The sequence below is a fragment of the Lysobacter stagni genome, assembly GCF_030053425.1.
Classification (GTDB): domain Bacteria; phylum Pseudomonadota; class Gammaproteobacteria; order Xanthomonadales; family Xanthomonadaceae; genus Lysobacter_J; species Lysobacter_J stagni.
This window is the reverse complement of sequence record NZ_JASGBI010000001.1, coordinates 3,345,189-3,371,056: the sequence shown is the minus strand read 5'-3', so window position 1 is coordinate 3,371,056 and position 25,868 is coordinate 3,345,189. Positions and strand designations below refer to the sequence as shown.

The 25,868-nt window shown below is 68.8% G+C and carries 26 protein-coding genes; 10 read left to right on the top strand and 16 right to left on the bottom strand.

What is annotated here, in order from left to right; translation table 11 throughout:
* The first annotated feature begins 4 nt into the window (after positions 1–4).
* Positions 5–1,513, top strand: coding sequence for a glucose-6-phosphate isomerase (pgi, locus tag QLQ15_RS15700; protein ID WP_283213692.1), 1,509 nt, complete (start codon positions 5–7; stop codon positions 1,511–1,513).
* A gap of 37 nt (positions 1,514–1,550) precedes the next feature.
* Here the strand turns inward: pgi and queG are convergent, their stop codons facing one another.
* Positions 1,551–2,633: a tRNA epoxyqueuosine(34) reductase QueG gene (gene queG, locus QLQ15_RS15695; RefSeq protein WP_432277824.1), complete on the bottom strand. Its 1,083-nt coding sequence runs from the start codon at positions 2,631–2,633 to the stop codon at positions 1,551–1,553.
* 25 nt (positions 2,634–2,658) lie between these two features.
* On the opposite strand from queG, the gene QLQ15_RS15690 reads away from it, so the two are divergent.
* The 6 genes from QLQ15_RS15690 (at position 2,659) to QLQ15_RS15665 (ending at position 10,281) form a co-directional block, all read left to right on the top strand.
* Entirely contained in the window at positions 2,659–4,167 is a 1,509-nt protein-coding gene (locus QLQ15_RS15690) for an NAD(P)H-hydrate dehydratase (protein WP_283213691.1), read from the top strand.
* The gene (gene tsaE, locus QLQ15_RS15685; protein ID WP_283213690.1) at positions 4,164–4,640 is read left to right on the top strand and encodes a tRNA (adenosine(37)-N6)-threonylcarbamoyltransferase complex ATPase subunit type 1 TsaE; all 477 of its coding nucleotides are present in this window, start codon (positions 4,164–4,166) and stop codon (positions 4,638–4,640) included. The genes QLQ15_RS15690 and tsaE overlap by 4 nt, the downstream gene beginning before the upstream one ends.
* A gap of 87 nt (positions 4,641–4,727) precedes the next feature.
* Entirely contained in the window at positions 4,728–6,404 is a 1,677-nt protein-coding gene (locus QLQ15_RS15680; protein ID WP_283213689.1) for an N-acetylmuramoyl-L-alanine amidase, read from the top strand.
* Positions 6,405–6,509: 105 nt separating this feature from the next.
* Positions 6,510–8,318 (top strand): DNA mismatch repair endonuclease MutL, encoded by a 1,809-nt coding sequence (gene mutL, locus QLQ15_RS15675; RefSeq protein WP_283213688.1) that lies wholly within the window; start codon positions 6,510–6,512, stop codon positions 8,316–8,318.
* Entirely contained in the window at positions 8,319–9,263 is a 945-nt protein-coding gene (locus QLQ15_RS15670; protein ID WP_283213687.1) for a DUF1684 domain-containing protein, read from the top strand.
* Positions 9,264–9,285: 22 nt separating this feature from the next.
* Positions 9,286–10,281, top strand: coding sequence for a TraB/GumN family protein (locus QLQ15_RS15665; protein ID WP_283213686.1), 996 nt, complete (start codon positions 9,286–9,288; stop codon positions 10,279–10,281).
* A 34-nt stretch (positions 10,282–10,315) separates the two neighbouring features.
* Here QLQ15_RS15665 and QLQ15_RS15660 read toward each other — a convergent pair whose 3' ends face one another.
* From QLQ15_RS15660 to QLQ15_RS15635, 6 genes are all read right to left on the bottom strand, one after another.
* The gene (locus QLQ15_RS15660) at positions 10,316–10,918 is read right to left on the bottom strand and encodes an SCO family protein (protein ID WP_283213685.1); all 603 of its coding nucleotides are present in this window, start codon (positions 10,916–10,918) and stop codon (positions 10,316–10,318) included.
* On the bottom strand, positions 10,915–11,691 hold the full coding sequence (locus QLQ15_RS15655) for a formylglycine-generating enzyme family protein (RefSeq protein ID WP_283213684.1): 777 nt from the start codon (positions 11,689–11,691) through the stop codon (positions 10,915–10,917). Before QLQ15_RS15655 ends, QLQ15_RS15660 begins: the two co-directional genes overlap by 4 nt.
* A 3-nt stretch (positions 11,692–11,694) precedes the next feature.
* Positions 11,695–13,179, bottom strand: a complete 1,485-nt coding sequence (gene nirK, locus QLQ15_RS15650; protein ID WP_283213683.1) for a copper-containing nitrite reductase — start codon at positions 13,177–13,179, stop codon at positions 11,695–11,697.
* Between the two features lie 206 nt (positions 13,180–13,385).
* On the bottom strand, positions 13,386–13,829 hold the full coding sequence (gene rnfB, locus QLQ15_RS15645) for an Rnf electron transport complex subunit RnfB (protein WP_283213682.1): 444 nt from the start codon (positions 13,827–13,829) through the stop codon (positions 13,386–13,388).
* Between the two features lie 77 nt (positions 13,830–13,906).
* Entirely contained in the window at positions 13,907–15,988 is a 2,082-nt protein-coding gene (metG, locus tag QLQ15_RS15640) for a methionine--tRNA ligase (protein ID WP_283213681.1), read from the bottom strand.
* Positions 15,989–16,117: 129 nt separating this feature from the next.
* Entirely contained in the window at positions 16,118–16,552 is a 435-nt protein-coding gene (locus QLQ15_RS15635; RefSeq protein ID WP_283213680.1) for a DUF2147 domain-containing protein, read from the bottom strand.
* Positions 16,553–16,915: 363 nt separating this feature from the next.
* Here QLQ15_RS15635 and apbC point away from each other — a divergent pair, with 363 nt between their 5' ends.
* From apbC to QLQ15_RS15620, 3 genes are all read left to right on the top strand, one after another.
* Entirely contained in the window at positions 16,916–17,779 is an 864-nt protein-coding gene (apbC, locus tag QLQ15_RS15630; protein WP_283214040.1) for an iron-sulfur cluster carrier protein ApbC, read from the top strand.
* Positions 17,780–17,866: 87 nt separating this feature from the next.
* Positions 17,867–18,436, top strand: coding sequence for a dCTP deaminase (gene dcd / locus QLQ15_RS15625; RefSeq protein WP_283213679.1), 570 nt, complete (start codon positions 17,867–17,869; stop codon positions 18,434–18,436).
* Between the two features lie 136 nt (positions 18,437–18,572).
* The gene (locus QLQ15_RS15620) at positions 18,573–19,346 is read left to right on the top strand and encodes a M48 family metallopeptidase (RefSeq protein ID WP_283213678.1); all 774 of its coding nucleotides are present in this window, start codon (positions 18,573–18,575) and stop codon (positions 19,344–19,346) included.
* A gap of 61 nt (positions 19,347–19,407) precedes the next feature.
* On the opposite strand, the gene QLQ15_RS15615 is transcribed toward QLQ15_RS15620, so the two are convergent.
* From QLQ15_RS15615 to QLQ15_RS15575, 9 genes are read right to left on the bottom strand one after another with little or no spacing between them, the layout of a single operon-like run.
* Positions 19,408–19,701: a hypothetical protein gene (locus QLQ15_RS15615; RefSeq protein WP_283213677.1), complete on the bottom strand. Its 294-nt coding sequence runs from the start codon at positions 19,699–19,701 to the stop codon at positions 19,408–19,410.
* Positions 19,702–19,727: 26 nt separating this feature from the next.
* Entirely contained in the window at positions 19,728–20,387 is a 660-nt protein-coding gene (pcp, locus tag QLQ15_RS15610) for a pyroglutamyl-peptidase I (protein WP_283213676.1), read from the bottom strand.
* Positions 20,384–21,349, bottom strand: a complete 966-nt coding sequence (locus QLQ15_RS15605; protein WP_283213675.1) for a DUF979 domain-containing protein — start codon at positions 21,347–21,349, stop codon at positions 20,384–20,386. The genes pcp and QLQ15_RS15605 overlap by 4 nt, the downstream gene beginning before the upstream one ends.
* Entirely contained in the window at positions 21,336–22,064 is a 729-nt protein-coding gene (locus tag QLQ15_RS15600) for a DUF969 domain-containing protein (RefSeq protein WP_283213674.1), read from the bottom strand. The genes QLQ15_RS15605 and QLQ15_RS15600 overlap by 14 nt, the downstream gene beginning before the upstream one ends.
* Complete coding sequence (locus QLQ15_RS15595) at positions 22,061–22,813, bottom strand: 5-oxoprolinase subunit PxpA (RefSeq protein WP_283213673.1); 753 nt, start codon at positions 22,811–22,813, stop codon at positions 22,061–22,063. Before QLQ15_RS15595 ends, QLQ15_RS15600 begins: the two co-directional genes overlap by 4 nt.
* Positions 22,814–22,833: 20 nt before the next feature.
* Entirely contained in the window at positions 22,834–22,998 is a 165-nt protein-coding gene (locus QLQ15_RS15590) for a LiaI-LiaF-like domain-containing protein (protein WP_283213672.1), read from the bottom strand.
* Between the two features lie 27 nt (positions 22,999–23,025).
* Positions 23,026–24,687 carry a 5-oxoprolinase subunit PxpB gene (pxpB, locus tag QLQ15_RS15585; RefSeq protein ID WP_283213671.1) on the bottom strand — a complete coding sequence of 554 codons (1,662 nt, stop codon included), beginning with the start codon at positions 24,685–24,687 and terminating at the stop codon, positions 23,026–23,028.
* Entirely contained in the window at positions 24,684–25,112 is a 429-nt protein-coding gene (locus QLQ15_RS15580; protein WP_283213670.1) for an HIT domain-containing protein, read from the bottom strand. Before QLQ15_RS15580 ends, pxpB begins: the two co-directional genes overlap by 4 nt.
* Complete coding sequence (locus QLQ15_RS15575; RefSeq protein WP_283213669.1) at positions 25,109–25,777, bottom strand: dienelactone hydrolase family protein; 669 nt, start codon at positions 25,775–25,777, stop codon at positions 25,109–25,111. Before QLQ15_RS15575 ends, QLQ15_RS15580 begins: the two co-directional genes overlap by 4 nt.
* Between the last annotated feature and the right edge of the window lie 91 nt (positions 25,778–25,868).

Below are 25,868 nucleotides of genomic sequence, written 5' to 3'. Positions count from 1 at the left end.
ACGCATGACGACCGACGCCCGTCTGAGCCATCTTCGCGCCCAGGCAGGGCGCGTCGTCCAGAACCCGCTGCAGAAGCTGATCGCCGACGACCCGGCGCGCGCCCAGGATTTCGTCCTGCGCGTGGGCCCGGTCTACGCCAATTTCGCCCGCCAGCATTACGACCGCGAAGCGCTCGCGGCGCTGTTCGACACCGCAGAGCGTGCCGGCGCCCCTGCACGGGTGAAGGCGCTGTTCGACGGCGAGAAGATCAACCTCACCGAAGGTCGCTCCGTACTGCACACCGCGCTGCGCGGCGATGTGTCCGACGCGCCCGTCGCGAAGCAGGCGCACGCGCAGGCCCTCGAAGCGCGCCAGCGCATGCGTGCGCTGATCGATGCGCTGTCGGCCACCGACATCACCGACATCGTCAGCGTGGGCATCGGCGGTTCCGATCTCGGCCCGCGCCTGGCGGTGGATGCACTGAGCGGCCCGAAGCCCGGCCGTTTCCGCGTGCATTTCCTCAGCAACGTCGACGGCCACGCCGCGCAGCGCGTGCTGGCGGGGCTCGATCCCGCGCGCACGGCGGCGGTGCTGATCTCCAAGACCTTCGGCACGCAGGAAACGCTGCTCAACGGCACGATCCTGCGCGACTGGCTCGGCGGCACGTCGCGCCTGTACGCGGTGTCGGCAAACGTGCAGCGCGCCGCCGACACCTTCCAGATTCCGCCCGAGCGCATCCTGCCGATGTGGGACTGGGTGGGCGGACGTTATTCGCTGTGGTCGGCGGTCGGTTTCCCGATCGCGCTGGCCATCGGCATGGACGCCTTCGAGCAGATGCTCGAAGGCGCCTCCGAGATGGACGCGCACGTGCTGCGCACGCCGCTGGAGCGCAACCTCGCCGCTTGGCACGCGATGACCAGCGTGTGGAACCGCAACGGGCTGGGATACGCGACGCAGGCCGTGCACGCGTACGACGAACGCCTGAAGCTGTTGTCCAACTACCTGCAGCAGCTGGTGATGGAAAGCCTGGGCAAGTCCGTGCGCACCGACGGTTCGCCGGTGGGCGTGGAGACCGTCCCTGTGTGGTGGGGCGGTGCAGGCACCGACACGCAGCACAGCTTCTTCCAGGCGCTGCACCAGGGCACCTCGATCGTGCCGTCGGATTTCATCGGCGTGGTGCGCAGCGATTCGCCGTATGCCGACAACCACCGGGCGTTGCAGGCCAACCTGCTTGCGCAGACCGAAGCCTTCGCCAACGGCCAGGCCAGCGAGGATCCGCATCGCGCGTACGCCGGCAACCGCCCCAGCACGACGATCCTTCTCGACGCACTGACGCCGCACGCCTTCGGCGCGCTGCTGGCGCTGTACGAGCACAGCGTTTACCTGCAGTCGGTGGTGTGGGGCATCAATGCCTTCGACCAGTTCGGCGTCGAGCTGGGCAAGCAGGTTGCCAGTCGCCTGCTGCCAGCGCTGGCGGGCGAGGCGCAGGCGGACGATCCGGTCACGCGCGAGCTGCTGCAGCGCCTGCGCTGATTGCAGGTGGCAAGAGCGGGTTAATCTGCGCTGCGGGTCAGGCGATGCCATGCCGCCGCAGCGCCCACTCGATGTGCTCGCGCACCATCGGGCTTGCCGAGTCGCGGCGCGAACGCAGCGCATCGATGACCGCTGGCGTGGAAGGCGCATTGCCCAGCGCGACGGCGATGTTGCGCAGCCAGCGCTCATGGCCGCTACGACGGATCGCCGATCCTTCCGTGCGCTGCAGGAATTCCTCCTCGCTCCACGCGAACAGGTCGACCAGCGTCGCCTTGTCCAGGTCGTTGCGCGTGCGGAAATCGGGTTCGTCGGTGCGCTGGGCGAACTTGTTCCAGGGGCACACCAGCTGGCAGTCGTCGCAGCCGAAGATGCGGTTGCCGATGGGGGCGCGCAGGTCCTCGGGAATGACGCCCTCATGCTCGATGGTGAGGTAGGAAATGCAGCGCCGCGCATCCAGGCGATAGGGCGCGACGATCGCCTGCGTCGGGCAGATGTCGATGCAGCGCCGGCAGGTGCCGCAATGCGCGCTGGCCGGTGGATCGACCGGCAGCGGCAGGTCGACGTAGATCTCGCCGAGGAAGAAGAACGAACCGCCATCCTTGTCGATCAGGCAGGTGTGCTTGCCGATCCATCCCAGCCCGGCGTTGCGGGCGAGCGCGCGTTCCAGCACCGGCGCGGAGTCGACGAACACGCGATGCCCGAACGCCCCGAAGTCCTCGGCGATGCGGTCGGCGAGCCGCTGCAGTCGCTGGCGCATGAGCTTGTGGTAGTCCCGGCCCAGCGCGTAGCGCGCGACGTAGGCGCGCTCCGCGTCGTCGAGCGTGGCCCAGGCTTCGTCGCCGTCGCGTCCGTAATCCAGCCCGACCGAGATGACGCGGATCGTGCCTGGATGCAGTTCCTGCGGACGTGCGCGAAGTTCGCCATGGCGCGCCATCCAGTCCATCGAGCCGTACAGGCCCTGCGCCAGCCAATCGCGCAGATGCGCTTCGTCCTGGCCCAGTTCGATGCCGGCGATGCCGCAGCGCTGGAAGCCGAACTCGCGGGCGAGCTCGCGCACGCGGTGTGCCAGCGCGATGGGGTCGGCTGTGGCTTCGAACGGCGGAGGTGCGGCGGGTTTCACGGTCCTGCAAGTATAGAATCGTGCGATGTCCTTCGACGTCATCCCGTTTGCCGGAGCGCTCCACGACACGGCCTCGTTGCGCCGGATCGAGGCGGCGGCCGCGCGCTCGCTGGGCGATTCGCACGAGCTGATGCGCCGCGCCGGCCAGTCGGCATGGCGGGAACTGCTGGCCGTGTGGCCGCAGGCGCAGCGCGTGGTCGTGGTATGCGGTCCAGGCAACAACGGCGGTGACGGTTACGTGCTCGCGCAGCACGCGCAACAGGCCGGGCGCGACGTGCAGGTCGTCCGTCTGCCCGGAGATGCACCGCGTGGCGATCTGGCGCGTCGCGCCGCCGAGGCGTACACCGGGCGCGTGGTCGAGTTCGCGCAGTCGCTGCCGGCATGCGACGTCATCGTCGATGCGCTGTTCGGCATCGGTTTCTCGCGTGCGCCGGACGATGCGACGCGCGCGCTGATCGAGGCAGTCAATGCGCATCCGGCGCCGGTGCTGGCGCTGGATGTGCCCAGTGGCGTCGATGCCGATCGCGGCAGCGTTCCGGGCGCTGCGGTCGACGCGGCGCGCACCGTCGAGTTCATCGCTTCCAAGTCGGGGCTTCGCACCGGTGCGGCACTGGATCATGTTGGCACGCTGACACTGGCAACACTGCAGTTGGGCGTCGACGTGTTCGATGGAATCGCGCCGCAGGCCGAACGCATCGCACCGGTCGATCTGCCACGCTGGCTCGCGCCGCGTCGTCGCGACAGCCACAAGGGCAGCAACGGGCGTGTGCTGTGCATCGGCGGCGAGCACGGTAGCGGTGGTGCAATCATGTTGTGCGCGCAGGCCGCGCTGCGCAGCGGAGCGGGGCTGGTGGAAGTCGCCACGCGCGAACGCCACATCGCGCCGTTGCTGTCGCGCCTGCCCGAGGCGATGGCGCATGAGGTGGGCGATGCACGCGCGCTGCACGATGCGCTGGACCGCGCCGACGCGATTGCCGTCGGGCCAGGACTGGGTCAGCAGGACTGGGGGTTGCATCTCTACGAGCGAGCAGTGGCGAGCGCGAAACCGCTGCTGCTGGATGCCGATGCGCTCAACCTGCTTGCGATCAGGCCTTTCGCACTGCCGGCCGATGCGGTGATCACGCCGCATCCTGGCGAGGCGGCGCGGCTGCTCGGCATCACAACGGCTCAGGTGCAACAGGATCGCTTCGCCGCCGCGCGTGCATTGAGCGAGCGCTACGCGTGCGTGGTCGTGCTGAAAGGCGCGGGCACCGTCGTTGCGGCTGCGCACGAGACACCGCGTGTTGTCGCAGCCGGAAACCCGGGCATGGCGGTCGGCGGCATGGGCGACGTGCTCAGCGGCGTGATCGCGGCGTTGCGTGCGCAGGGAATGAATGCGTTCGATGCCGCCAGTTGCGGTGCGCTGCTGCACGCAGCCGCGGGCGATGCTGCCGCGCACGAAGGCGGTGAACGCGGATTGTTGCCATCCGATCTGATGCCATGGCTGCGTCATTTCGCCAACCGGGATCCATACGTTCCGGAGCCGATGCGATGAGTGAACGCTGGTTGCCCGATGCCGATTCGACCGATGCACTCGGCGCTGCGTTGGCGCACACGCGCCCTGCGAATGCCGTGGTGCATCTGCATGGCGATCTGGGCGCGGGAAAGTCCACGCTCGCACGTGCACTGTTGCGCGCGCTTGGCGTGCAGGGCGCGATTCGCAGTCCAACCTACACGCTCGTCGAACGCTATCCGCTCTCCGACGGTGGTGAAGCGTGGCATCTGGACCTGTATCGGATTGCCGACGCGGGCGAACTGGAATTCCTCGGGTTGGACGGCGCGGAAGTGCGGCTGTGGCTGGTGGAATGGCCGGAGCGTGGCACCGGCCATCTGCCTGCGCCGGACCTGACGGTGGAGCTGGCGATGCGCGGGGCAGGGCGCGCGGCACGGCTGGTCCCGGGCTCCCAAACCGGCCGCGAGTGGTTGGATCGGCTCACCGTAAGCCACGGGGTTGCGGCCGACTCCTGAACGGATTCGCAGGAAAGCTCGGCAGGTCCCGGATTCGTAAGGAAAAAGTGCTTGCAAATGTCGCGGGCCGGTGCTTGACTACCGCCCATGCGCGTCAATGCCGCTACCGTCCAGAAGTGTCTGCTCGGCCTTGCGCTGCTTGCCGCGCTGGCGTGGAATCTCGCGCACGCCAGTGAAATCAAGGGCTTGGAACTTCGCGAAGGCGCCACTGGCACGCGCGCCGAGATCGCCCTGGACCGCGACGCCGACTTCAGGGTCATCCACCTCAAGGGCCCGGACCGGCTGGTCATCGACCTTCCCGCCTCCAGCCTGGCGCGCGGGTTCAACCTTCCCGCCGGCGGCGTGGGCGTGGTGAAGTCCGTGCGCACCGGCGCGCCGACGCCCGGCACGGCGCGCATCGTGTTCGACCTGGCCCAGCCGGTCGCCGTGCTGAAGCCGCGCATCGAACAGGGCGGTACGGGGCCGCGCCTTGTCCTGGAATGGCCCGGTGACGGTGCCGGCAGCAGCATTCCGGCCGCGACCGTGGCCGCCCAGCCGCCGGCTGCGACGCCAACCGCGAACGACCTTCCCTCGTCTTCGACCCCGTCGACCGCCACGGCGCCCGCGGTCGATCCGGCCGCCGCTTCCTCGGCCGCCACCACCCGGTTGATCACCGAGATTGTTGCCCGCAATGGCGCGGGCGCGACGGCGGCTGCGCCGTCGGCCCCGGCCTCTGTGCCGGCGCCGGGAGTGGCGACGACCACGAACAGCACACCTGTGGCGCCGGTCATCGGTCCCGCCGTGGGGGCTGCCACCACGGCGCCCCAGCTTGCGACCGCGACGCCGAAACCGCCGGTGGCCACGACCATCGCTACCGGCGTGCCCACGCGCATCGCCACCGGCCAGCCCACGCCGATGCCGGGCGCCGCCGCCTCCGCGGCCGCTGCGGTCGAGTCCGACAACGGCCCGGCCGCCGCGCAGGCGCCGGTCAAGACCATGAAGGACGTGATGCGTGGACGCGGCATGCGCCCGCTCATCATCGCCATCGACGCCGGCCATGGCGGGCAGGACCCGGGCGCGCTCGGCCCCAGCGGCAAGCGCGAGAAGGACGTGACGCTGGCCATCGCCCGCGAACTGGCGCGCCAGGTGAACGCGACGCCGGGCCTGAAGGCCTATCTCACGCGCGATACCGACGTCTTCATTCCGCTGCCGCGCCGTGCCCAGCTGGCGCGTCAGGGCAAGGCGGACATGTTCATCTCGATCCACGCCGACGCCGCCGAGAACCGCGCGGCCAAGGGGTCGTCGGTGTACGTGCTGTCGCTGAAGGGCGCCTCGTCGCAGCGCGCCCGCTGGCTGGCCGACAAGGAAAACGCGTCCGACCTGATCGGCGGCGTGCGCCTTGAGCAGACCAGCAACACGCTGGCCTCGGTGCTGCTGGATCTCACCCAGAGCGGGCACATGAAGGCGTCCGAAGACGCGGCCAACCAGGTCCTGGACGGCCTCAAGCGTGTCGGCGCGAACCACAAGCCGAACATCGAACGCGCCAACTTCGCCGTGCTGCGCACCTCGGACATGCCGGCGATGCTGGTCGAGACGGCCTTCATCTCCAATCCGGACGAAGAGCGTCGCCTCACCGATCCGGCTCACCAGCGCAACCTGGCGCGTGCCGTGCTCGACGGCATCAACACGTACTTCACCCGCCAGCCGCCTCCCGGCACGCTCTACGCGGCACGTGCCGACGCGCAGTTCGCGACGTCCGACGCAGGCACCGGCGGCAGCCTTTAACGCGCGATCCAGCCTCGCGCGCGGCGATCGCGCCGGCCACGCCGGCGCCGGGTCGGCTATCATCCTCGCCATTCCTTCGACGACGCCCCGCGTGTCGCCCAGGCCGTGACGATCCGCCAGCTTCCCGACACCCTCATCAACCAGATCGCCGCCGGCGAGGTCATCGAACGCCCCGCGTCGGTGGTCAAGGAGCTCGTCGAGAACGCGCTCGACGCCGGCGCACGCCGCATCGACATCGATCTGGAAGAGGGCGGCGTCCGGCTCATCCGCATCCGCGACGACGGCAAGGGCATCGACGCCGGCGAATTGCCGCTGGCCGTATCGCGCCATGCCACCAGCAAGATCGCCTCGCTCGACGACCTGGAAGGCGTTGCCACGCTCGGCTTCCGCGGCGAGGCCTTGCCGTCGATCGCCTCCGTCAGCCGTTTCGCGCTCACTTCGCGCCGCCAGGGCACCGAACAGGCAGCCAGCCTCGACGTGGACGGCGGGCGCGTCGGCGACGTGATGCCGCGCCCGCACCCGCAGGGCACCACGGTCGAAGTGCGCGACCTGTTCTTCAACGTGCCGGCGCGCCGCAAGTTCCTCAAGGCCGAGCGCACCGAGCTGGGCCACATCGAAGAATGGCTGCGCCAGCTCGCGCTCGCGCGACCGGACGTGGAGCTGCGTGTTTCCCACAACGGCAAGCCGTCGCGCCGGTGGAAAGGCGAGGGCGACCTGCTTTCGGAAGTGCGCCTGCACGAAGCACTGGGCGAGGAGTTCGCGCGCAACGTGCTGCGCATCGACCACGCAGGCGCGGGCCTGCGCCTGCACGGCTGGATCGCCCAGCCCGCCTACAACCGTGCCAGCGCCGACCAGCAGTACCTGTACGTCAACGGCCGCGCCGTGCGCGATCGCAGCATCTCGCACGCCATCAAGCAGGCGTACGCCGATGTGCTGTTCCATGGGCGCCAGCCGGCGTACGTGCTGTTCCTGGAACTCGATCCGCGCCGGGTGGACGTCAACGTGCATCCGGCCAAGCACGAAGTGCGTTTCCGCGATGCGCGCCTGATCCACGATTTCGTGTACCGGACGCTGCAGGATGCGCTGGCGCACACGCGCGCCGGCGCAATCGCTGGCGTGGCCGCCGCGCCGGAAGCGCAAGGCGCGACTGCCGCCTGGCCACCGCCGTCGTATGCGCAGTTCGACCGGACCTCGCAGGCGCCGCTGCCGATGCAGGTGGCCGAGGCGCGCGCAGGCTACGCAGCGTTGTATGCGGCGCCGTCGACGGCGGATGTCGCGATGGCGCCGATGCCCTCCCACGTGCCGCTGCCCGCGACCGGCGACGCCACGCTGCCGCCGCTGGGTTACGCCATCGCGCAGCTGCACGGCATCTACATCCTGGCCGAGACCGCCGAAGGCCTGATCGTCGTCGACATGCACGCCGCGCACGAGCGCATCGGTTACGAGAAGCTCAAGCACGCGCACGACGGCGAAGGCCTTCGCACGCAGCCCCTGCTGGTGCCGGCATCGGTTGCCGTGTCGGAGCGCGAGGCCGAGGTCGCCGAGCGCGAGGCCGACACCCTGGCCGCGCTGGGGTTCGAAGTCACCCGCAGCGGCCCGCAGTCGCTGACGCTGCGCAGCGTGCCGGCCTTGCTTGCGCACGGCGATGTCGAGGCGCTGCTGCGCGACGTGCTGGCCGATCTGCGCGAACACGGGCAGTCCCGGCGAGTGGCCGCCGCGCGCGATGAGCTGCTGGCCACGATGGCCTGCCATGGCGCGGTGCGTGCCAACCGCCGCCTCACGCTGCCGGAAATGAATGCCCTGTTGCGCGAGATGGAGGCGACGGAGCGCTCCGGACAGTGCAATCATGGCCGTCCAACCTGGGCGCGTTTCACGCTGCCCGACATCGACCGCTGGTTCCTGCGAGGACGTTGAATGACTGCAGTTGCGAAGGGGGCGTTGATGCTGGCCGTGCTGTTTGCGGCGACGGCATGCGGCAAGCAGGGCGGCGATGCCGCCAGCGATGAACAGGCGAAGGCAGCGCAGGCGGCCTTCACGCAGGAGCTGGCGCTGTTCCGCCAGCAGCGCGTGGCCGCGCTCACCAAGCCCGATGGCTGGACCAGCCTGGTCGGCCTGCACTGGATCGACCCGGGCGCGCACTACATCGGCAGCTCGACCGGCAACGGCATCCAGCTGACAGTGGGGCCGGCGCACTTCGGCATGGTCGAGCTGAGCAACGGCCGCCTGCGCTTCGTGCCGGAGAAAGGCGTGGCGATGACGCTGGACGGCGCGCCGCTGACCGGTGAGACGATCCTGCGCGCCGACGACGCACCGGCGGGCCCGAGCGTGATCCAGTTCGACGAAGGCAAGGGCATCGCCACTGTCATCAAGCGCGGCCCGCGTTACGCATTGCGCGTGAAGCACGCCGATGCGCCCACGCGCACCGGCTTCCGCGGCCTGGAGTACTGGCCCGCGAGCACCGACTGGCGCGTGCAGGGCCGCTTCGTTGCGCATCCGCCGGGCAAGACGCTGGAGATCGCCAACATCATCGGCACCACCGATGCGGTGCCCAATCCGGGCGTGATCGAGTTCGAACGCGACGGCAAGACCTTCCGCATCGAGGCGCTGGACGAAGGCGAGGAGACGCTGTTCCTCGTGTTCGCCGACCGCACCAGCGGGCACGGGAGCTATCCGGCCGGCCGCTTCCTCGACATCGCCAAGCCGGGCGCGGGCGATCATGTCGTGCTCGACTTCAACCAGACCTACAACCCGCCGTGCGCGTTCACGCCGTTCGCGACGTGCCCGCTGCCGCCGCCGGAAAACCGCCTCGACCTGGCCATCCAGGCCGGCGAGAAGACCTACGCCCACGCCACCCCCTGACCCCTACGGAACTTCGCTCACGATGCGCCGCCTGAAACTCCTCTGCCTGTCGTTGTTCGCGGTCGCCGGATTGATGTCCGTCGCGGTGGCGGTCGAACAGGCACGTTCGCCGGCAGCGCCCGTCACTGCGTCACCTGCACCAGCGTCGGCCAAGGCGCCGCCGGTGCCGCTGCTGTGGAAGGTGTCCGACGGCGACAACGCGGTGTACCTGCTGGGTTCGTTCCACCTGCTCAAGCAGGACGACTACCCGGTATCGCCGGACATCGAGCAGGCGCTGGCGGCGTCGGACAAGGTGGTCTTCGAAGTGCCGCCGGAAGAGATGCTGGATCCGGCGATGGCGCAGAAGTTCCTCGCGGCGGCCGGCTACGCGGATGGCCGCACGCTGAGCCAGGTGCTGCCGGCGGCGCTGCGCGAGAAGTTCAACCGCATCCTGGCCCAGCGCGGCGCCTCGATCGCGCAGTTCGAAAGTTACGAGCCGTGGTTCGTAAACCTGTCGCTGCTGATGGGCGTCTCGCAGCAGATGGGCTTCCGATCCGACCAGGGGCTGGACCAGTACCTGATGCAGCAGGCCGCGGCGAAGGGCAAGGCGACCGGCGGGCTGGAATCGATCGACCTGCAACTGAAGGTGCTCGATTCCACGCCGATGAACGAGCAGGTCATGGCGCTGAAGGAATTCCTCGACAAGCCCAGCGACATGCCCGGCATGCTCAGCGACCTGCACGGCGCCTGGCGCGATGGCGACCTGGCGCGCCTGGACTCGCTCACGCGCGAGGACATGCGCGAGAAGACGCCACAGACGTACCGGATCATCAACGTCGAACGCAACGACGCCTGGGTGCCGCAGATCCAGCAGATGCTGGACGGCGCCAGCAAGGGCGACACGCTGGTGGTGGTCGGCGCACTGCACCTGCTGGGCGATGACGGCGTGGTCGAGAAGCTGCGCGCGAAGGGCTACACGGTGCAACGCGTCTGCTCTGCCTGCGCACCCGTGAGCGACGCGAGCGTTCCGGCGAAGTGAGATGTGCCGGGGCGCTACACGCGCCTGCAAACGGTCAGGAACCGACAGTCTTCCGCACCAGGGCCACGAACTCCGGATCCGGACGCGTGCCGACCTGTTCCGTCCGGCCCAGGATGCGGCCGTCCGCGTCGAGCAGGATCAGCGCGCTGGTGTGGTTGAACTCACCGTCCTCAAGCTGCCTGAAGCGGATGCCGAGCAGGCCTGCGACGTCGCGCACCGAATCGGTGGGCGGCGCAGCGAGGGTCCAGCGCGCCGTGTCCAGCTTGCGCTTGGCGACGACGGAGGCGAGTGCGGCCGGCGTGTCGCGTTTCGGGTCCATGCTCACCAGCAGGATGCCGAGGCGGTTGCGTTGTGCGGGCGTCAGTTGCGCCTCGATCGCCTTGCCGGAATCGACGATCAGCGGACAGATGTACTGGCAGGACGTGTAGAACATCGCCACCAGTTGTGGCTTGCCGCGCCGCGTGCGCCAGTCGCGGGCCTGTCCTGCCTGGTCGGTGAGCTGCAGGGGAAGCTGGTAGACGGAATCGGCCGGCAGCGCGGTGCCCGTTGCAGGTGCGGCAAAGGCCTCGTCCGTTGCGGAAATCGCCACGCCTGCCAGCATCGCGATCCCGAGTGTCACAGTCGCAAGTCGTTTCATGGTGAATCCCTCGCGCAGCGGAACCCGAGGTTGGCCGTGGCATCCGCGCCATTGAGCGAGGACAGCATGGCCACGCGCATCAGCACCGCGTAGTTCTCGACATCGCTCATCGACAGCGCGCCGGCGCCGCAGAATTTCAGTTTGTCCGGATCGCCCTGGTTGCGATTGTCGTCCGAGACCAGCAGGGCCGAGTAATCCTCCGTCCACTCCCACACCAGGCCGTGCAGGTCCTGCACGCCCCACGCATTGGGCGCCTGCAGGCCGGCACGCGCCAGCGCCTTGTTCGACGGGCGCGAATACCAGGCGAGGATGCGTTCGCGCCATGCCGGATCCGAGCGCGCATCGCGCCGGGTTTCGTCGGCGGCGGAAGCGAACTCCCATTCCGACCAGGTCGGCAGGCGCGCATTGCGTGCCTTGCAATACGCATTCGCCGCGAACCAGCTCACCCATACCACCGGTTGCTCGGGCAGTGCATTGGGGCCCAGTGTGGCCGGGCCCTGCCAATGCTGCAGATAGCGCTCTTCCGCGAAGACGCGCGCGACGTTGTCGCGGCGCCATTGTGGATTCGCGCGCACGAACGCCAGGAAGTCGCCATTGGTGACGGGGCGGCGCTGCAGGTCGAAGGGCGCCACACGCGTCCCGTTCTTCACGTCCTCGTACTTGAGCACCGAGCGGAACGAACCGCCGGTCAGATGCGCGAAGCCGGTGTCGGCCGCGGCCAGTACGCCGCCCGTGCAGAGCAGGAACATCGCCGCGGAGATGCTCCTGCGCATGGCTCAATGCCCCGCGGAGGCCGTCTCCGGCTGCGCCTTGCGAATCGCCGCTGCGTCCGCGCTGGTCACGTGGCCGCCCGGATTGCCCCAGCTGTTGAGCACGAAGGTCGCGATGTTGGCGACTTCGTCGTCGGTCAGCTGGCTCATCGGCGGCATGTTGGAGTTGTAGTCCTTGCCGTTGACCTTCACCGCCCCGACCAGACCGTGCAGGATGATTTCCGGCACGCGCTTGGGGTTGGCTGCGATGAAATCGGACTTCGCCAACGGCGGGAACACGCCTTCCAGGCCCTGGCCTTCCGGCTGGTGGCAGGTCGAGCAGGTGCCGGCGAACAGTTCCTTGCCGGCGGCGATCTGCTGTTCGATCGAGAGCTCACCGGTGCTGGCGGACGCGGCCGCGGCAGCGACGGCCTGCAGGCTGGGCTGCGCACGATCGCCCAGGTACATCGCATCGACTTCCTTGCCCGAGTAGATGGCGCGGTTCTCCGGCCCGTCCGCCTTGAGGATCGCCAGCGCGCCCTTGTTGAAGGCGCGGAAGATCGAATGGTCGACCAGGACGTAACTGCCCGGGACCTCCAGGCGGAATTCCATCATCGCCGCGCCGCCGGCGGGGATCAGTGTGGTCTGCACGTTCTCGTTGTACTTGGTTCCGCCTTCGAACCAGACCTTGTCGAAGATCTCGCCGATCACGTGGAAGCTGGAGACCAGATTGGGTCCGCCGTTGCCGACATACAGTCGGACGGTCTCGCCCACCTTCGCCGGCAAGGCCTTGTCGCCTGTCAGCGCGCCTTCGGCGCCGTTGAACAGCACGTAGGTGGGGTTCTCGTCGATCGCTGCTTCCATGTTGAAGGGCTGGTGGCCCTTCTCGCGGAACTTGCCGACGGTGTAGAAGTCGCCCTGCATCACGTAGTACTCGCGGTCGACCTTCGACAGGCCTTCGGGAGGTTCGACCAGGATCAGGCCGTACATGCCGTTGGCGACGTGCATGCCCACCGGTGCGGTTGCACAGTGATAGACATACAGGCCGGCATTGAGTGCCTTGAAGCTGAAGCGCGAGACGTGGCCTGGAGCGGTGAAACTGGACGCCGCGCCGCCGCCCGGACCGGTGACGCCGTGCAGGTCGATGTTGTGGGGCATCTTGCTGTCGGGCATGTTGCGCAGGTGGAAGACGACGGTGTCGCCCTGGCGCACGCGGATGAAGCTTCCCGGAACCGTGCCGCCGAAGGTCCAGAACGTGTAGGTGACGCCTTCGGAAATCGGCATCTCCTTTTCGATCACGTCCAGTTGCACGATGACGCGTGCAGGCGCCTTGCGCCCGGTCGGCGGCGGCACCATGGGCGGACTGGTCAGCACGGCGTTGACGTCCGGCCCCTGCGGCGGCCCAAGGTCGCCCTTGGCCGAGCCGCCGGTATCGCTGGAAGTGGCGGCGACGGGTCGATCGTCGCTCTTCTTCTCACACGCGCCAAGCAGGAGCAGGAGTGTCGCAGCCATCGCTGCGGACCGCGTCGCGAATCTCATGGAATGCCCCTTTGTGAGCGCTGGGCTGGCACCGGACCACCGTGCAACGAGACTGCCGGTGGCCGGCTGGATGCTCGTCCGCTTCCGGTTATGACAGCGTGAAGTTCCGCACGCTCGATCCTTCGACGGGCGCTTCGCCGTCGCGCGTCTTCACGCTGATGATGAAGCAGCCGTGCGACCTACGTGGCCGCGCCCACCATCACGATGCAATCCACCGGGCACGCCGGCACGCACAGCTCGCAACCGGTGCACAACGGTTCGATCACGGTGTGCATGTGCTTCGATCCGCCGATGATCGCGTCCACCGGGCACGCCTGGATGCACTTGGTGCAGCCGATGCAGTCGGCCTCCACGATCAGCGCGACGATCGGTGGCTTGTGTTCGCCGCGCGTGCGGTCGTAAGGCCTGGGCGGCACATCGAGCAATCGCGCCAGCGCACGTGCACCCTCATCACCGCCGGGCGGGCAGTGGTCGACGCCGGCCTCGCCACGTGCCATCGCTTCCGCGTAGGGACGGCAGCCGGCATAGCCGCACTGCCCGCATTGCGTTTGCGGGAGCAGGCGGTCGAGGCGTTCGGTCAGATCCGCGATTCGGGATTCGGGATTCGGGATTCGCGAAGGCATGGCATCTGATCTCGCGTGGGCGACCCTGATGGCATCGCTGTGACGAATCTCCAATCCCGAATCCCGGATAGCGGCGCTTAGCGCACCGGCATGCCCGGCTGCACGCCGGTGTCGGCGTCGAGCAGGTGCAGCGAACCGCCGTCGAAGCCGGCCGAGAGGATCATGCCTTCGCTCAGGCCGAACCGCATCTTGCGCGGTGCAAGGTTGGCGATGAACACCACGCTGCGACCGATCAGCTTTTCCGGCTCGCCGTAGGAGCCGCGGATGCCGGAGAAGATCTGTCGCGTGCCCAGCTCGCCGGCGTCGAGTTCGAAGCGCAGCAGCTTGTCGGAGCCTTCCACGAACTCGCACGCCACCACCTTGCCCACGCGAAGGTCGAGTTTCGCGAAGTCGTCGATGCCGATGAACTGCGCGGCATCGCCCGTGGCAGGCGCAGGCGCGGCGGCGGGCTTGGTAACGGGCTTGGCTTCGGCCTTGACGGCGGATTCGGTCTTGGGGGCTTCGGACTTCAGCGAGTCCTTCGAGGCTTCGATCATGGTGTCGATGTGCTTGGGGTCGATGCGGGTGAACAGCGGCGTGTAGGCCGCGATGCGGTGCGAGAGGAGCGGTGCGTCGAGGTCGTGCCAGTTGGAAACCGGTGCCGCGAGGAACGCTTCGGCCTGCGCGCTCACGCGCGGCAACACCGGCTTCAGCGCGGCGTTGAGCACCCGGAACAGATTCAGGCCCTGCGTGCACACGGCCTGCAGCTGCGCTTCGGCGCCTTCCTGCTTGGCCAGCACCCAGGGCTTGTGCTCGTCGATGTACTTGTTGGCTTCGTCCGCCAGCGCCATGGTCAGGCGCAGCGCGGTGGCGGCCTCGTTGCGTGCATAGGCTTCGGCGATGGGGCGCAGCTGCGCGACGAAATGCGCGTACGTCGCCGAGTCCGGCAGCGCGTCGGCGAGGCGGCCGTCGAAGCGCTTCTCGATGAAGCCCGCGCAGCGGCTGGCGAGGTTGACGAACTTGCCCACCAGGTCCGAGTTCACGCGTGCGACGAAATCGGCCAGGTTGAGGTCGAGGTCGTCCACGCCGCCGGTGGTCTTGGTCGCGTAGTAGTAACGCAGCGCTTCCGGGTCGAGCCCGGCATCGAGGTAGGTGCGCGCCATCACGAAGGTGCCGCGCGACTTGGACATCTTGGCGCCATCGACCGTCAGGTAGCCGTTGACGTGCAGTCGCGTCGGCGCGCGGAAACCCGCGCCGTGCAGCACTGCCGGCCAGAACAGACCGTGGAAGTTGACGATGTCCTTGCCGATGAAATGGTGCAGCTCGGCCTGGCTGTCGCGCGCCAGGTAGGACCAGAAGTCCAGGCCCTCGCGTTCGCACAATGCCTGGAAGCTGGACAGATAGCCGATCGGCGCATCCAGCCACACGTACAGGTACTTGCCCGGGTGGCCGGGAATCTGGAACCCGAAATACGGCGCATCGCGCGAGATGTCCCAGGCGCGCAGGCCGCCTTCGGCGTCCAGCCATTCCTGCAGCTTGGCCTTCACGCCGGGCAGGGCGACGTCGCCGGCAAGCCATTCGCGCAGGAAGCCGGAGAACTGGCCGACCTCGAAGAAGAAGTGCTCCGACTCGCGCAGTTCCGGCGTGGCGCCGCTGATGACCGAGCGCGGTTCCTTCAGCTCGGTCGGCGAGTAGGTGGCGCCGCAGTTCTCGCAGTTGTCGCCGTACTGGTCCGGCGTGCCGCAGTTGGGGCAGATGCCTTTCACGTAACGGTCCGGCAGGAACATGCCCTTCACGGGGTCGTACAGCTGCGCGACCGAGCGGCGCGCGATGTGGCCGTTGTTGTCGAGCTTGGCGTAGATCGCCTCGGTCAGGATGCGATTGCGCTCGGAGTTGGTGGAATCGTAGTGATCGAAGGCGACGCCGAAATCGGCGAAGTCGCGTTCGTGGCTGATCTGGATGCCGGCGATGAAGGCTTCCGGCGTGGTGCCGGCCTTCTCGGCGGCCAGCATGATCGGCGTGCCGTGGGTGTCGTCGGCGCAGACGTACCAGGCCTTGTGGCCGGACATTCGCTGCGCACGGCACCAGATGTCGGCCTGGGTGTAGCCCACCAGATGGCCGAGGTGCAGGGGCCCGTTGGCGTAGGGCAGGGCGCAGGAAACGACGAACTCGCGGGACATGGGGGGCCGGAATGCGAAGAGAACGGGCGATTATCGCATGGCGCCTTCGTTCATCCGCCCGGCGTGGCCACGCTCAAACGAAGACGCCCCGGTCGGGCCGGGGCGTCGGGATCCAGCGGGATCGTTGCCTCAGCGGCGGACCCACACCTGGTTGCGGCCGAGCATCGAGAAGCCGATGTAGCCGCGCACTTCGAGCTTCTTGCCGCCTTCGATCGGCGTCACGCGCACCGAGTAGACCTTGCCCGAGGCCGGATCGAGGATCTTGCCGCCTTCCCAGCTCTCGCCGTCCTGGCGGATGCCCCACAGGATCACCATGCCCTTGACCGGCTTGTCCTTGCGGTCGCCGGAACACTTGTCGCAGACCGGGTTCGGGCCGCGATCGGACTGAAGGATCTCGTTGACGCGGCCGGCGAGGCTGCCGTCCTTGGCCTGGTAGATCTCCACCACCGACTTGGGCTTGTCCGTCTTGTCGTCGATCGTCGTCCAGGTGCCGACGGGCGTGTTCTGCGCGAACGACACCATCGGCAGGGCCAGCAACAGCAGGGCAAGCAACTTCGTACGCATGTGTCCCCTCCCAGGGATTGGTTGCGCTCTGTTATACCGCATCCGTTCCCGTATGGATGGGGCCGGCTGCTTGACCTGCATCAGCCGTCGCGGAAGGGCGGACCACGTAACATGGCGCCCGTACCGTTCCCCCATCGCAAGGTCGTTGTCGTGAGTGATTCCCTGCAAGCCCGTATCGCCGCGTTGTCCCTGCCGGACGTGAACCTCAGCCTGGCCGACGCCGGCGTCCGCATCCGCGCGGTCGTGGCCGATGGCCGTGCCGTCGTCGAGCTCACCCCCGGCTTCCCCTGCGCCACGCTGCGGACCTGGCTGGAGACGGAAGTGGCCCAGGCCGTCCAGGCAGAAGGCCTCACGCTGGCGCGGCTGGAGCTTCACCCGCGGATCGTCTCGCACGCGGTGCAACCGACTCTCACGCCGCTGCCGAAGGTGCGCAACCTCATCGCCGTGGCCTCGGGCAAGGGCGGAGTGGGCAAGTCGACCACCGCGGTGAACCTCGCGCTGGCACTCGCGGCCGACGGCGCACGCGTGGGCGTCCTGGATGCCGACATCTACGGCCCCAGCGTGCCGACCATGCTCGGCCTTTCGGGCCGCCCCGACAGCCCCGACGGCAAGACCATCGAACCGATGCACGCCCACGGCGTGGAGGCGATGTCGATCGGTCTGCTGGTCGAACAGGACACGCCGATGATCTGGCGCGGCCCGATGGCGACCTCCGCGCTCACCCAGTTGCTGGGCGAAACGCGCTGGGGCGCGGGCGACGAAGGCCTGGATTACCTGGTCGTCGACCTGCCGCCGGGCACGGGCGACATCCAGCTGACCCTGGCGCAGAAGATCCCCGTCGCGGGCGCGGTCATCGTCACCACGCCGCAGGACGTGGCCACGCTGGACGCGCGCAAGGCCTTGAAGATGTTCGAGAAGGTGCACGTTCCGGTGCTGGGCCTGGTCGAGAACATGGCCGTGCATGTGTGTTCCAACTGCGGCCATGCCGAGCACGTGTTCGGCGAAGGCGGCGGCCAGCGCATGGCCGCGCAGTACGGCGTGCCCCTGCTGGGCAGCCTGCCGCTGGAGATCGGCATCCGCGAGCAGGGCGACGCCGGGGTGCCCATCGTGGCCGCCGCGCCCGACAGCGCGGCCGCGCGTGCGTACCGGGCCACGGCCCGGCGCATGGCGATCGAGCTGGCGCGGCGCCCGCGCGTGGCCACGCCGTTGTCCGCCTCGCTGCTGTGAACGCGCCGCGGTGAGCCGCACCGGGTCCGCCCGGCCGCCGCAAGCCTCTACAATCGACCTTCCCGCACCCAAGGCCCTTCCTGCCGCATGAGCATCAAGTCCGATCGTTGGATCCGTCGCATGGCCGAACAGCACGGCATGATCGAGCCGTTCGAGCCGGGTCAGGTCAAGACCGCCGCCGACGGCCACCGCATCGTCAGCTACGGCACCTCCAGCTACGGCTACGACGTGCGCTGCTCGCGCGAGTTCAAGGTCTTCACCAACATCAACTCCACCATCGTCGATCCGAAGCACTTCGACAGCGGCAGCTTCGTCGACATCGAAAGCGATGTGTGCATCATCCCGCCCAATTCCTTCGCACTGGCGCGCACGGTGGAGTACTTCCGCATCCCGCGCGACACGCTGGTGGTGTGCCTGGGCAAGAGCACCTACGCGCGCTGCGGCATCATCGTCAACGTGACGCCGCTGGAGCCGGAGTGGGAAGGCCACGTCACGCTGGAGTTCAGCAACACCACGCCGCTGCCGGCGCGCATCTACGCCAATGAAGGCGTGGCGCAGATGCTGTTCTTCCAGTCCGACGAAGTCTGCGAGACCTCGTACAAGGACCGTGGCGGCAAGTACCAGGGGCAAACGGGCGTCACGCTGCCGCGGACCTGACCGCACCCCCTCGTGTCCGGTTGCCCGCTCGATTGCGCGTGCGCCGGTCGCGACTTCGAAATTGTCTGATGGGAGCCGATGCATCACGGTCGCCACAATCGGCCGGGTGCAATCGCGCATACGAAGGAGCGGAACCATGAACAAGACGACGCCGTGCATCGTCGCGCTGGCCTGTGCACTGGGCCTGGCCGGCGCGGCCCACGCCGGCAAGCTCGCCGACCTGCTCGGCAACCAGAACCTGCAGAAGGCCGGTTCCCAGGCGCTGCAGGGAATCAGCATCACCGATGCACAGGTCGCGCAGCTGGGCGCGGAGTCGGTGGCGAAGATGGACCGGGAAAACCCGGTCGCACCGGCCGACAACGCCTACGCCAAGCGCCTGGCCAGGCTCACCCAGGGCATGCAGCGTGAGGACGGGCTGGCGCTGAATTTCAAGGTTTACCTTGTAAAGGACATCAACGCCTTCGCCGCGCCTGATGGTTCGGTGCGCGTGTTCGCCGGCTTGATGGACGCGATGGGCGATGCCGAGCTCATGTCGGTGGTCGGTCACGAGATCGGGCACGTCAGGCACGGCCACAGCAAGGACCACTACCGCGCCGCCTACCTGGCCAGCGCCGCACGTACCGGCGCCACGGCGATGGGAGGAACCGTGGGTTCGCTGGCCGCTTCGGACGTCGGTGCGATCGGCGAAGCGGCGCTCAACGCGAAGTTCAGCCGCGCCAACGAGACGCAGGCGGACGAGTACGGCGTGGACTTCCTGCGCCGGCACAAGCTCGATCCGCAGGGCGCGGTGCGCGCGATGCAGGTGCTGTCCGAGAAGGGCGGCGCGAGCAAGACCGGGTTCTTCGACGATCATCCGTCTTCGCCGGAACGGATCAAGCACCTGCAGCAGTACATCGCCCGGAAGAAGTGATCCCGTCCGCCGTGGGCTGCGATGCAAGGCCGCCGCTGGGCGGCCTTTGCATTCGTATCAATCAGCGCCGCACGTACGTCACGAAGAACCCCTGCAGGTCGCCGTTCTCGGTGTAGCCGACAACGCTGACGACGTCGTAGCCGTTCGCGTTGAACGCACGGTGCGACTGGTTGAGCTCGTCCGCCGAGCCGCTCTTGCGGGCGCCCAGGTCGACGTCGACGTAGATGCTGACGGTCCGCTGGCCTTCGCTGGCCACGGCCGCCGCCTTCTTGTCGTAATGCGATTGCGATGCCGCCATGGCGACGGCGGGTACGAGCAAGGCCGCAACGAGTGCGGCGGCGAAAATCCTGCGCATGTGGAATCCCCTGTTGATGCGTTTGTTCAGTGCGTGGCGCCCGCGGCGATGCGGGCGTCGCGTTCGACGGTCAATGCAACGGCCACTGCCAGGCGCAGCCCGTCGCTGACCACCGACGGAGGCAGGCTGGGCGCACCCGGATGCAGCGCGGCCTGCGCGGGAGCATACGGAATGTGGACGAATCCGCCCCGGACGGCCGGCACATTCCGCAGCGCGTGCATCAGCCCGTAGAAGACGTGGTTGCAGACGTAGGTGCCGGCCGTCTGCGAGATCTCCGCGGGAATGCCCGCCGCACGCAGCGCGGCCAGCATGGCCTTGATCGGAAGGCCGGTGAAGTACGCGGCGGGGCCGTCCTGCGCGATCGGTTCGTCCACCGGTTGCGCGCCCGTGTTGTCGGGGATGCGCGCGTCGTCCACGTTGATGGCCACGCGCTCCAGCGAGATCTGCGCGCGTCCGCCCGCCTGGCCGACGCAGATCACCAGCGATGGCGCGAGTTCGTGGATCGCCTGACGCAGCGCGACCAGCGACGCGCCGAACTCCACCGGCAGCCACCGCGCGACGATGCGATGGCCTTCGATCGTTTCCCCGTCGAGCGCCTGCACCGCGTCCCAGCTGGGATTGCAGGTCTCGCCGCCGAAGGGCGCGAAACCGGTGAGCAGCACGGTGCGGTTCGGCATCTCGCTCATCGGAAGGCCAGCCAGTACATCAGCACCAGGTTCACCAGCAGCAGCGGTATGGCCGTCGGCAGCTGCGCGCGGATCACTGCGTTGGGATCGTCCAGCTCCAGCAGTGCCGCCGGAACGAGATTGAAGTTCGCCGCCATGGGCGTCATCAGCGTGCCGCAGTAGCCGGTGAGCATGCCGAGTGAGCCGAGGATCGCGGGGGCCGCGCCGTGCTGCTGGATCAGCAACGGCAATCCGATGCCGGCGGTCATTACCGGAAACGCGGCGAACGCGTTGCCCATGATCATGGTGAACACCACCATGCCCAGCCCGTAGGCGAGCACGCAGGCCAGCCGGTTGTCGGCGGGGATCACAGCCGACACCAGCGATGCCACCGCTTCGCCCACGCCGCTGGCGGCAAACACGCCGCCCAGGGTCGCCAGCACCAGAGGCAACAGCGCGGCCCAGCCCATGGTGTCGAGCAGGCGACGCCCTTCGCCCAGTGCCACGACCGGCCGCTCGCGTGTGACCAGTACCGCGGCGAACGTCGCCAGCACGCAGGCCAGCGCCAGCCCGATGAGCGTGATGCTGCCTTCGCCGAACACCGGTGCGCCGCCAATTGCGAGCTTCGGCCCGAACAGCACGATCGCGACCGTCACCAGCGGAATCAGCAACGCCGGCCAGAACAGCCGATGCCCCAGGCGTTGCGCGGAGGCAAGGCGCTGCGCCTCCGGCGCTTCGTCGATGTGCTCGCGGCGCATGCGCGTGGCGAGCAGTGCGAGGGCGATCACGGCGACGCCGGCCAGTTGCGAGGGCAGGGCGTGCCCGGCCTTGGATGCATCGAGGATGGGTTTGCCTGCGGCGAAGAGTGCCGCCAGCAAACCCCAGAACGCCGCATGCGCGAACCGGCGATCACGCAGGTTGCGCCATCCTGCGTACAGCAGGAACAGCGCCATCAGCCAGTAGAAGTGCTCAATCGACAGCATCGGCACGCTCCGGGTCGGTGCCGGCGATCGCCGACGCGGTGCGACGATCGAGCCGTCGCTGGAACACGACGATGCGCACCGCATGGATCACGAACGCCGCGATGGCGGTGGGAAGGGCCCACAGCGCGATCTGCAGCGGTTCCAGCACGATGCCGTGCTGCGCGTAGAAGCCCTGGATCAGCAGCACCGCGCCGAAGGCAAGGAATACGTCTTCGCCAAAGAAGCGACCGACGTTGTCGGTGGCAGCCGCCAGTGCATGCACTTTCTGCCGGTCCTCGCGCGACACCTCGCCATGCGGCCTGGCTGCGGCCGACTCCGCCATCGGCGCCAGCAGCGGGCGCACCGTCTGCGCGTGTCCGGCGATGTCGATCAGGCCGAGCATGCTCAGCCCCTGCCGCACGGCCAGGTACCCGGCCAGCAGTCGCGTCAGCGTCAGCCCGCGCCACTGCGCGATCCAGCGCAGCGCGTGCTCGCGCAGGCCGGCACGTTCAAGCAGGCCAATCGTCGGCAGCGTCATCGCGAACATCAGCAGCGCGCGGTTGGATACGAAGCTCTCGCCCAGCAATGCCAGCAGCTCGCCAATCGACTTGCCCGCCAGCAACCCGCTGACGAGGCCCGCGCTGACCACCACGATCACCGGGTTGGCACGCAGGACGAAGCCGACCACGACCCAGGCGACGCCGAGCAGCGGCCAGTAGTTCATGGGATCGCTCATGCCGCGGTCACCGCTGCGATGGCGACGCCGTCGGCCAGCAACGCCTCGCGCACCGCACGCGCGAATGCGGCCGCGTCGGGGCGGTCGCCATGCAGGCACAGCGTGTCGGCGCGCAGTGGCACCACGCGCCCACCGTGGGCAACGACTTCGCCATGCAGGGCCAGTCGGCGCACCTGTGCGATGGCTTCGGCCAGCGATTCGATCACCGCCCCCGGCGTGCCGCGCGGCAGCAGACGGCCGCGCGCGTCGTAGCCGCGTTCGGCGAATACTTCATGCGCGACCGGCAGACCGTGCGCGGCAGCCGCGTCCGTGAGCGCCGAGCCGGACAGGCCGAACAACACCAGTGAAGGGTCGATCTGTGCGACGGTCGCGGCGATGGCGTCCGCGACGCCGTGGTCGTCGGCGGCGACGTTGTAGAGCGCGCCGTGCGGTTTGACGTGCGCCAGGCGGATGCCTTCCTCGCGCGCGATGGCGGACAGGCGCAGCACCTGTTCGCGCACCATGCGCGCGACCTCGTCGGGCGGCAGCGTCAACGCGCGCCGCCCGAAGTGTTCGCGGTCCTCGAACGACGGGTGCGCGCCGGCGGCGACGCCGTGCGCGCGACACAGGCGCAGGGTTGCACGCATCGTTTCCTCATCGCCTGCGTGTCCGCCGCAGGCGATGCTGGCCGAACTCACCAGCGGAAGGATGGCCGCATCGTCGCCGCAGCCTTCGCCCAGGTCGCAGTTGAAATCGATGCGCGCGTTCACGGCGTCCGTGGAGCGCGGCCTCAGCCGCGCTTGAACAGCATGCCCAGGCCGACCACGATCAGGATCGCCGGCCACCAGGTCATGAGCAGGCGGCCCAGGCTCATGTCCGTGTAGCCGAGGTTGTTGAGCAGGAACAGGGTGCCGATCACGACCAGCACCAGCGCGCCGACGATGTTGGATTTCATGTGTGTCCGTCTGGAGAGTGGAAAGGTTCAGACCGTGGCGGGGCGCGCATCGATCATCAGCGCGATTCTGGCGAGCCGCGCACGCGCTGCGCAAGCCAGTCGACGAGCGGTGGCCGCGTCGCAGGGCGCGAAGTGCAGCCACTGTCCCGGAATGCACTGCGCCAGGCGGGGCAGGTCGGCGGCGATGACATGGCCCAGCTTGGGGTAGCCGCCCACGGTCTGGGCGTCGGCCAGCAGCAGGATGGGCTGCCCGTCCGGAGGCAACTGGATCGTGCCGGGCGCGACCGGCTCGGACACGCCGTCGGCCGGTGGCGCGGGCAAGGCCTCGCCCTGCAGGCGCAGGCCCTGCCGGTTGCTGCTGTTGCTCACCTGCCACTTGCGCCGCGCAAGCGCTGACGCCGCGGGGTGCGCCGAGGGCAGGTAGCGGATCGGCGCATGCAGGGATTCGTCGTGCATCGGATCGATCCACCACGCCGGGGCGCGCGGCAACGCGCCGCTCGGAATGGGCGCATCGCCCAGTGGCAGCGTGTCGCCAGCGGTCAGCGCACGTCCCTCCAGTCCTCCGAAACCGCCGCGAAGGTCGGTGCTGCGACTGCCGAGCACTGTCGCCACCGCGATGCCTCCCGCAATCGCGAGCCACGCCCGCGCGCCGCCACGCACCGAACCCAGTTCGAGCGTGCCGGCCGGCAGGTCGACCGGACGCCCCATCGGGACCGCCGCCCCGTCGAATCGCGCCGACACCGCTGCGCCGAGCAGCGCGATGCGCACCGGCGTGTCGAACTGCAGCGTCGGGCCGCGCAGGGTCATCTCCAGAACGGCAGCGTCGGGCGCATTGCCAACCAGCCGGTTGGCCAGTGCGGCGGTGTCCGCATCCAGTGCGCCCGCATGCGCCACGCCCACATGGCGCCAACCGCTGCGACCGGCATCCTGCACGGTGGTCAGCAGGCCGGGCCGGATCACGTGCACTACGCGGGAAGGTCGCGGACCTTTCGCGACGGTCGGTGCCGGTGGCGCCTCGGCGGAATCCACCGCGACGAAGCGCACGCGATCGCCCGGCTGCAGGAGGCTGGGCGGATCCAGCGCGGGGTCGAAGAGGGGAAGGCTGGTGCGGCCCAGCAGGCGCCAACCGCCCGGGCTCTCGCGCGGGTAGATGCCGGTCTGCGCGCCACCGATGGCGACGCTGCCCGCCGCCACCCGCGCACGCGGCGTCGCCAGCCTGGGCAGGGCAAGCGGTGCCTCCAGGCCCGAGAGGTAGGGAAACCCGGGCGCGAAGCCGATCATCGCCACCGTGTAGTCGCCAGCGCTATGCCGTTCGACCAGCTGCTGCGACGACAGGCCAAGTTCGGCGGCGGCCGACTCGAGGTCGGGGCCCGATTCGCCGCCGTAGACCACCGGGATCTCGACGGTGCGGACGTCGCGCGCGTGCGCGGACCCGGCGTCGGCCTCGTCGTCCGCCAGCGCCTGCAGCGTTTCATGTACGCGCGCCGGGTCGAAGGCGGGATCGAAGAACACGCCCAGGCTGGCGAACGCGGGCACCAGGTCGCGCAGCCACGGCGCGCCGTGCGCCCGGATGCGCGCCGCCATCGCATGCACGCGTGCGTTGAGATCGGGATCCAGGCGCTCGCCGAAGCGCAGCAGCCAACCGTCGTCGGCCAGCGGTTCGATGTCGCAGGTGTCCCGCGCGGTCACCGCTTCAGCGCGTCCTGCAGCTGCCGGATGCGGGTGACGAGGGCTTCGGGCGTGTACGGCTGAGCGGTGGCCGTGCCCCAGACGGGACGCGGCCAGGCGATGTCGTCCTGGAAGCGCGCGATCACGTGCACGTGCAACTGCGAAACCACGTTGCCCAGCGCGGCCACGTTGAGCTTGTATGGATTGAACACCTCGCGCAGCGCGCGCGACGCGACGCCGATCTCCTGCACCAGCTTGGTCTGCTGCGCTTCGTCCAGGTCGATCAGTTCGATCGCCTCGGCGGCGCGCGGCACGAGGATCAGCCACGGGTGGTTGGCATCGTCCATCAGGCGCAACTCGCTCAACCCCAGGTGCGCGACCGGGTGCGTGTCCTGCGCCAGCTGCGGATGCAGCTGCCAGGGGCCGTGGGCGGCGTCGCGGTTCATCGCAGATTCTCCTCGAGGAAATCGAGCGTACGGCCCCAGGCGAGTTCCGCCGCGGCCGGGTCGTGGACGTGGTTGTCCACGTCGCGGTTGAACGCGTGTCCCGCGTCTGGATAGACGTGAATCGTGGCGTGGGACTGCTTCTGGCGATGCTGTTCGACCACCTCGGCGGGAATGCTGGCATCGGTCTGGCCGAAGTGGAACATCATCGGCGCGCGCAGCGTTTCATCCAGGAACGGCAGCGTGCGTGCGCCGTAGTACGACACCGCCGGCAGTCCCAGGCGGGTGTTGGCGAGGAAGGCGACGCTGCCGCCCCAGCAGAACCCCACCGCGCCCACGCGCAGGCCTTCGCGATGCAGTTCGTCCAACGCGGACGACACGATGTCCACCGCGCGGTCGAAGCCAAGTTCGTTGCGCAGCGCCACGCCACGCTGTGTGTCGGCCTCGCTGTAACCCAGCTCCAGGCCCGGTGCGACGGGGTCGTACAGCGCCGGTGCCAGGGCGACGAATCCCGCCGCCGCGAAGCGCTCGGCGACGGCGCGGATGTGCGCATTGGCGCCGAAGATCTCCTGCAGCACGATCACCGCGCCGTGCGACGGGCCACCCGGATCGGCGCGCCAGGCGCGGACAGGGCCGTGCGGAGTGTCCAGATCGATCCAGTGGGCCATGGTCTGTTCAGTTTGAATGGGGGATGGGGCAGGTCGATTCTAGCCCCGACGGTATAATCCGCAGCCCTCACGCGCGCCGATTGCCGTCCCG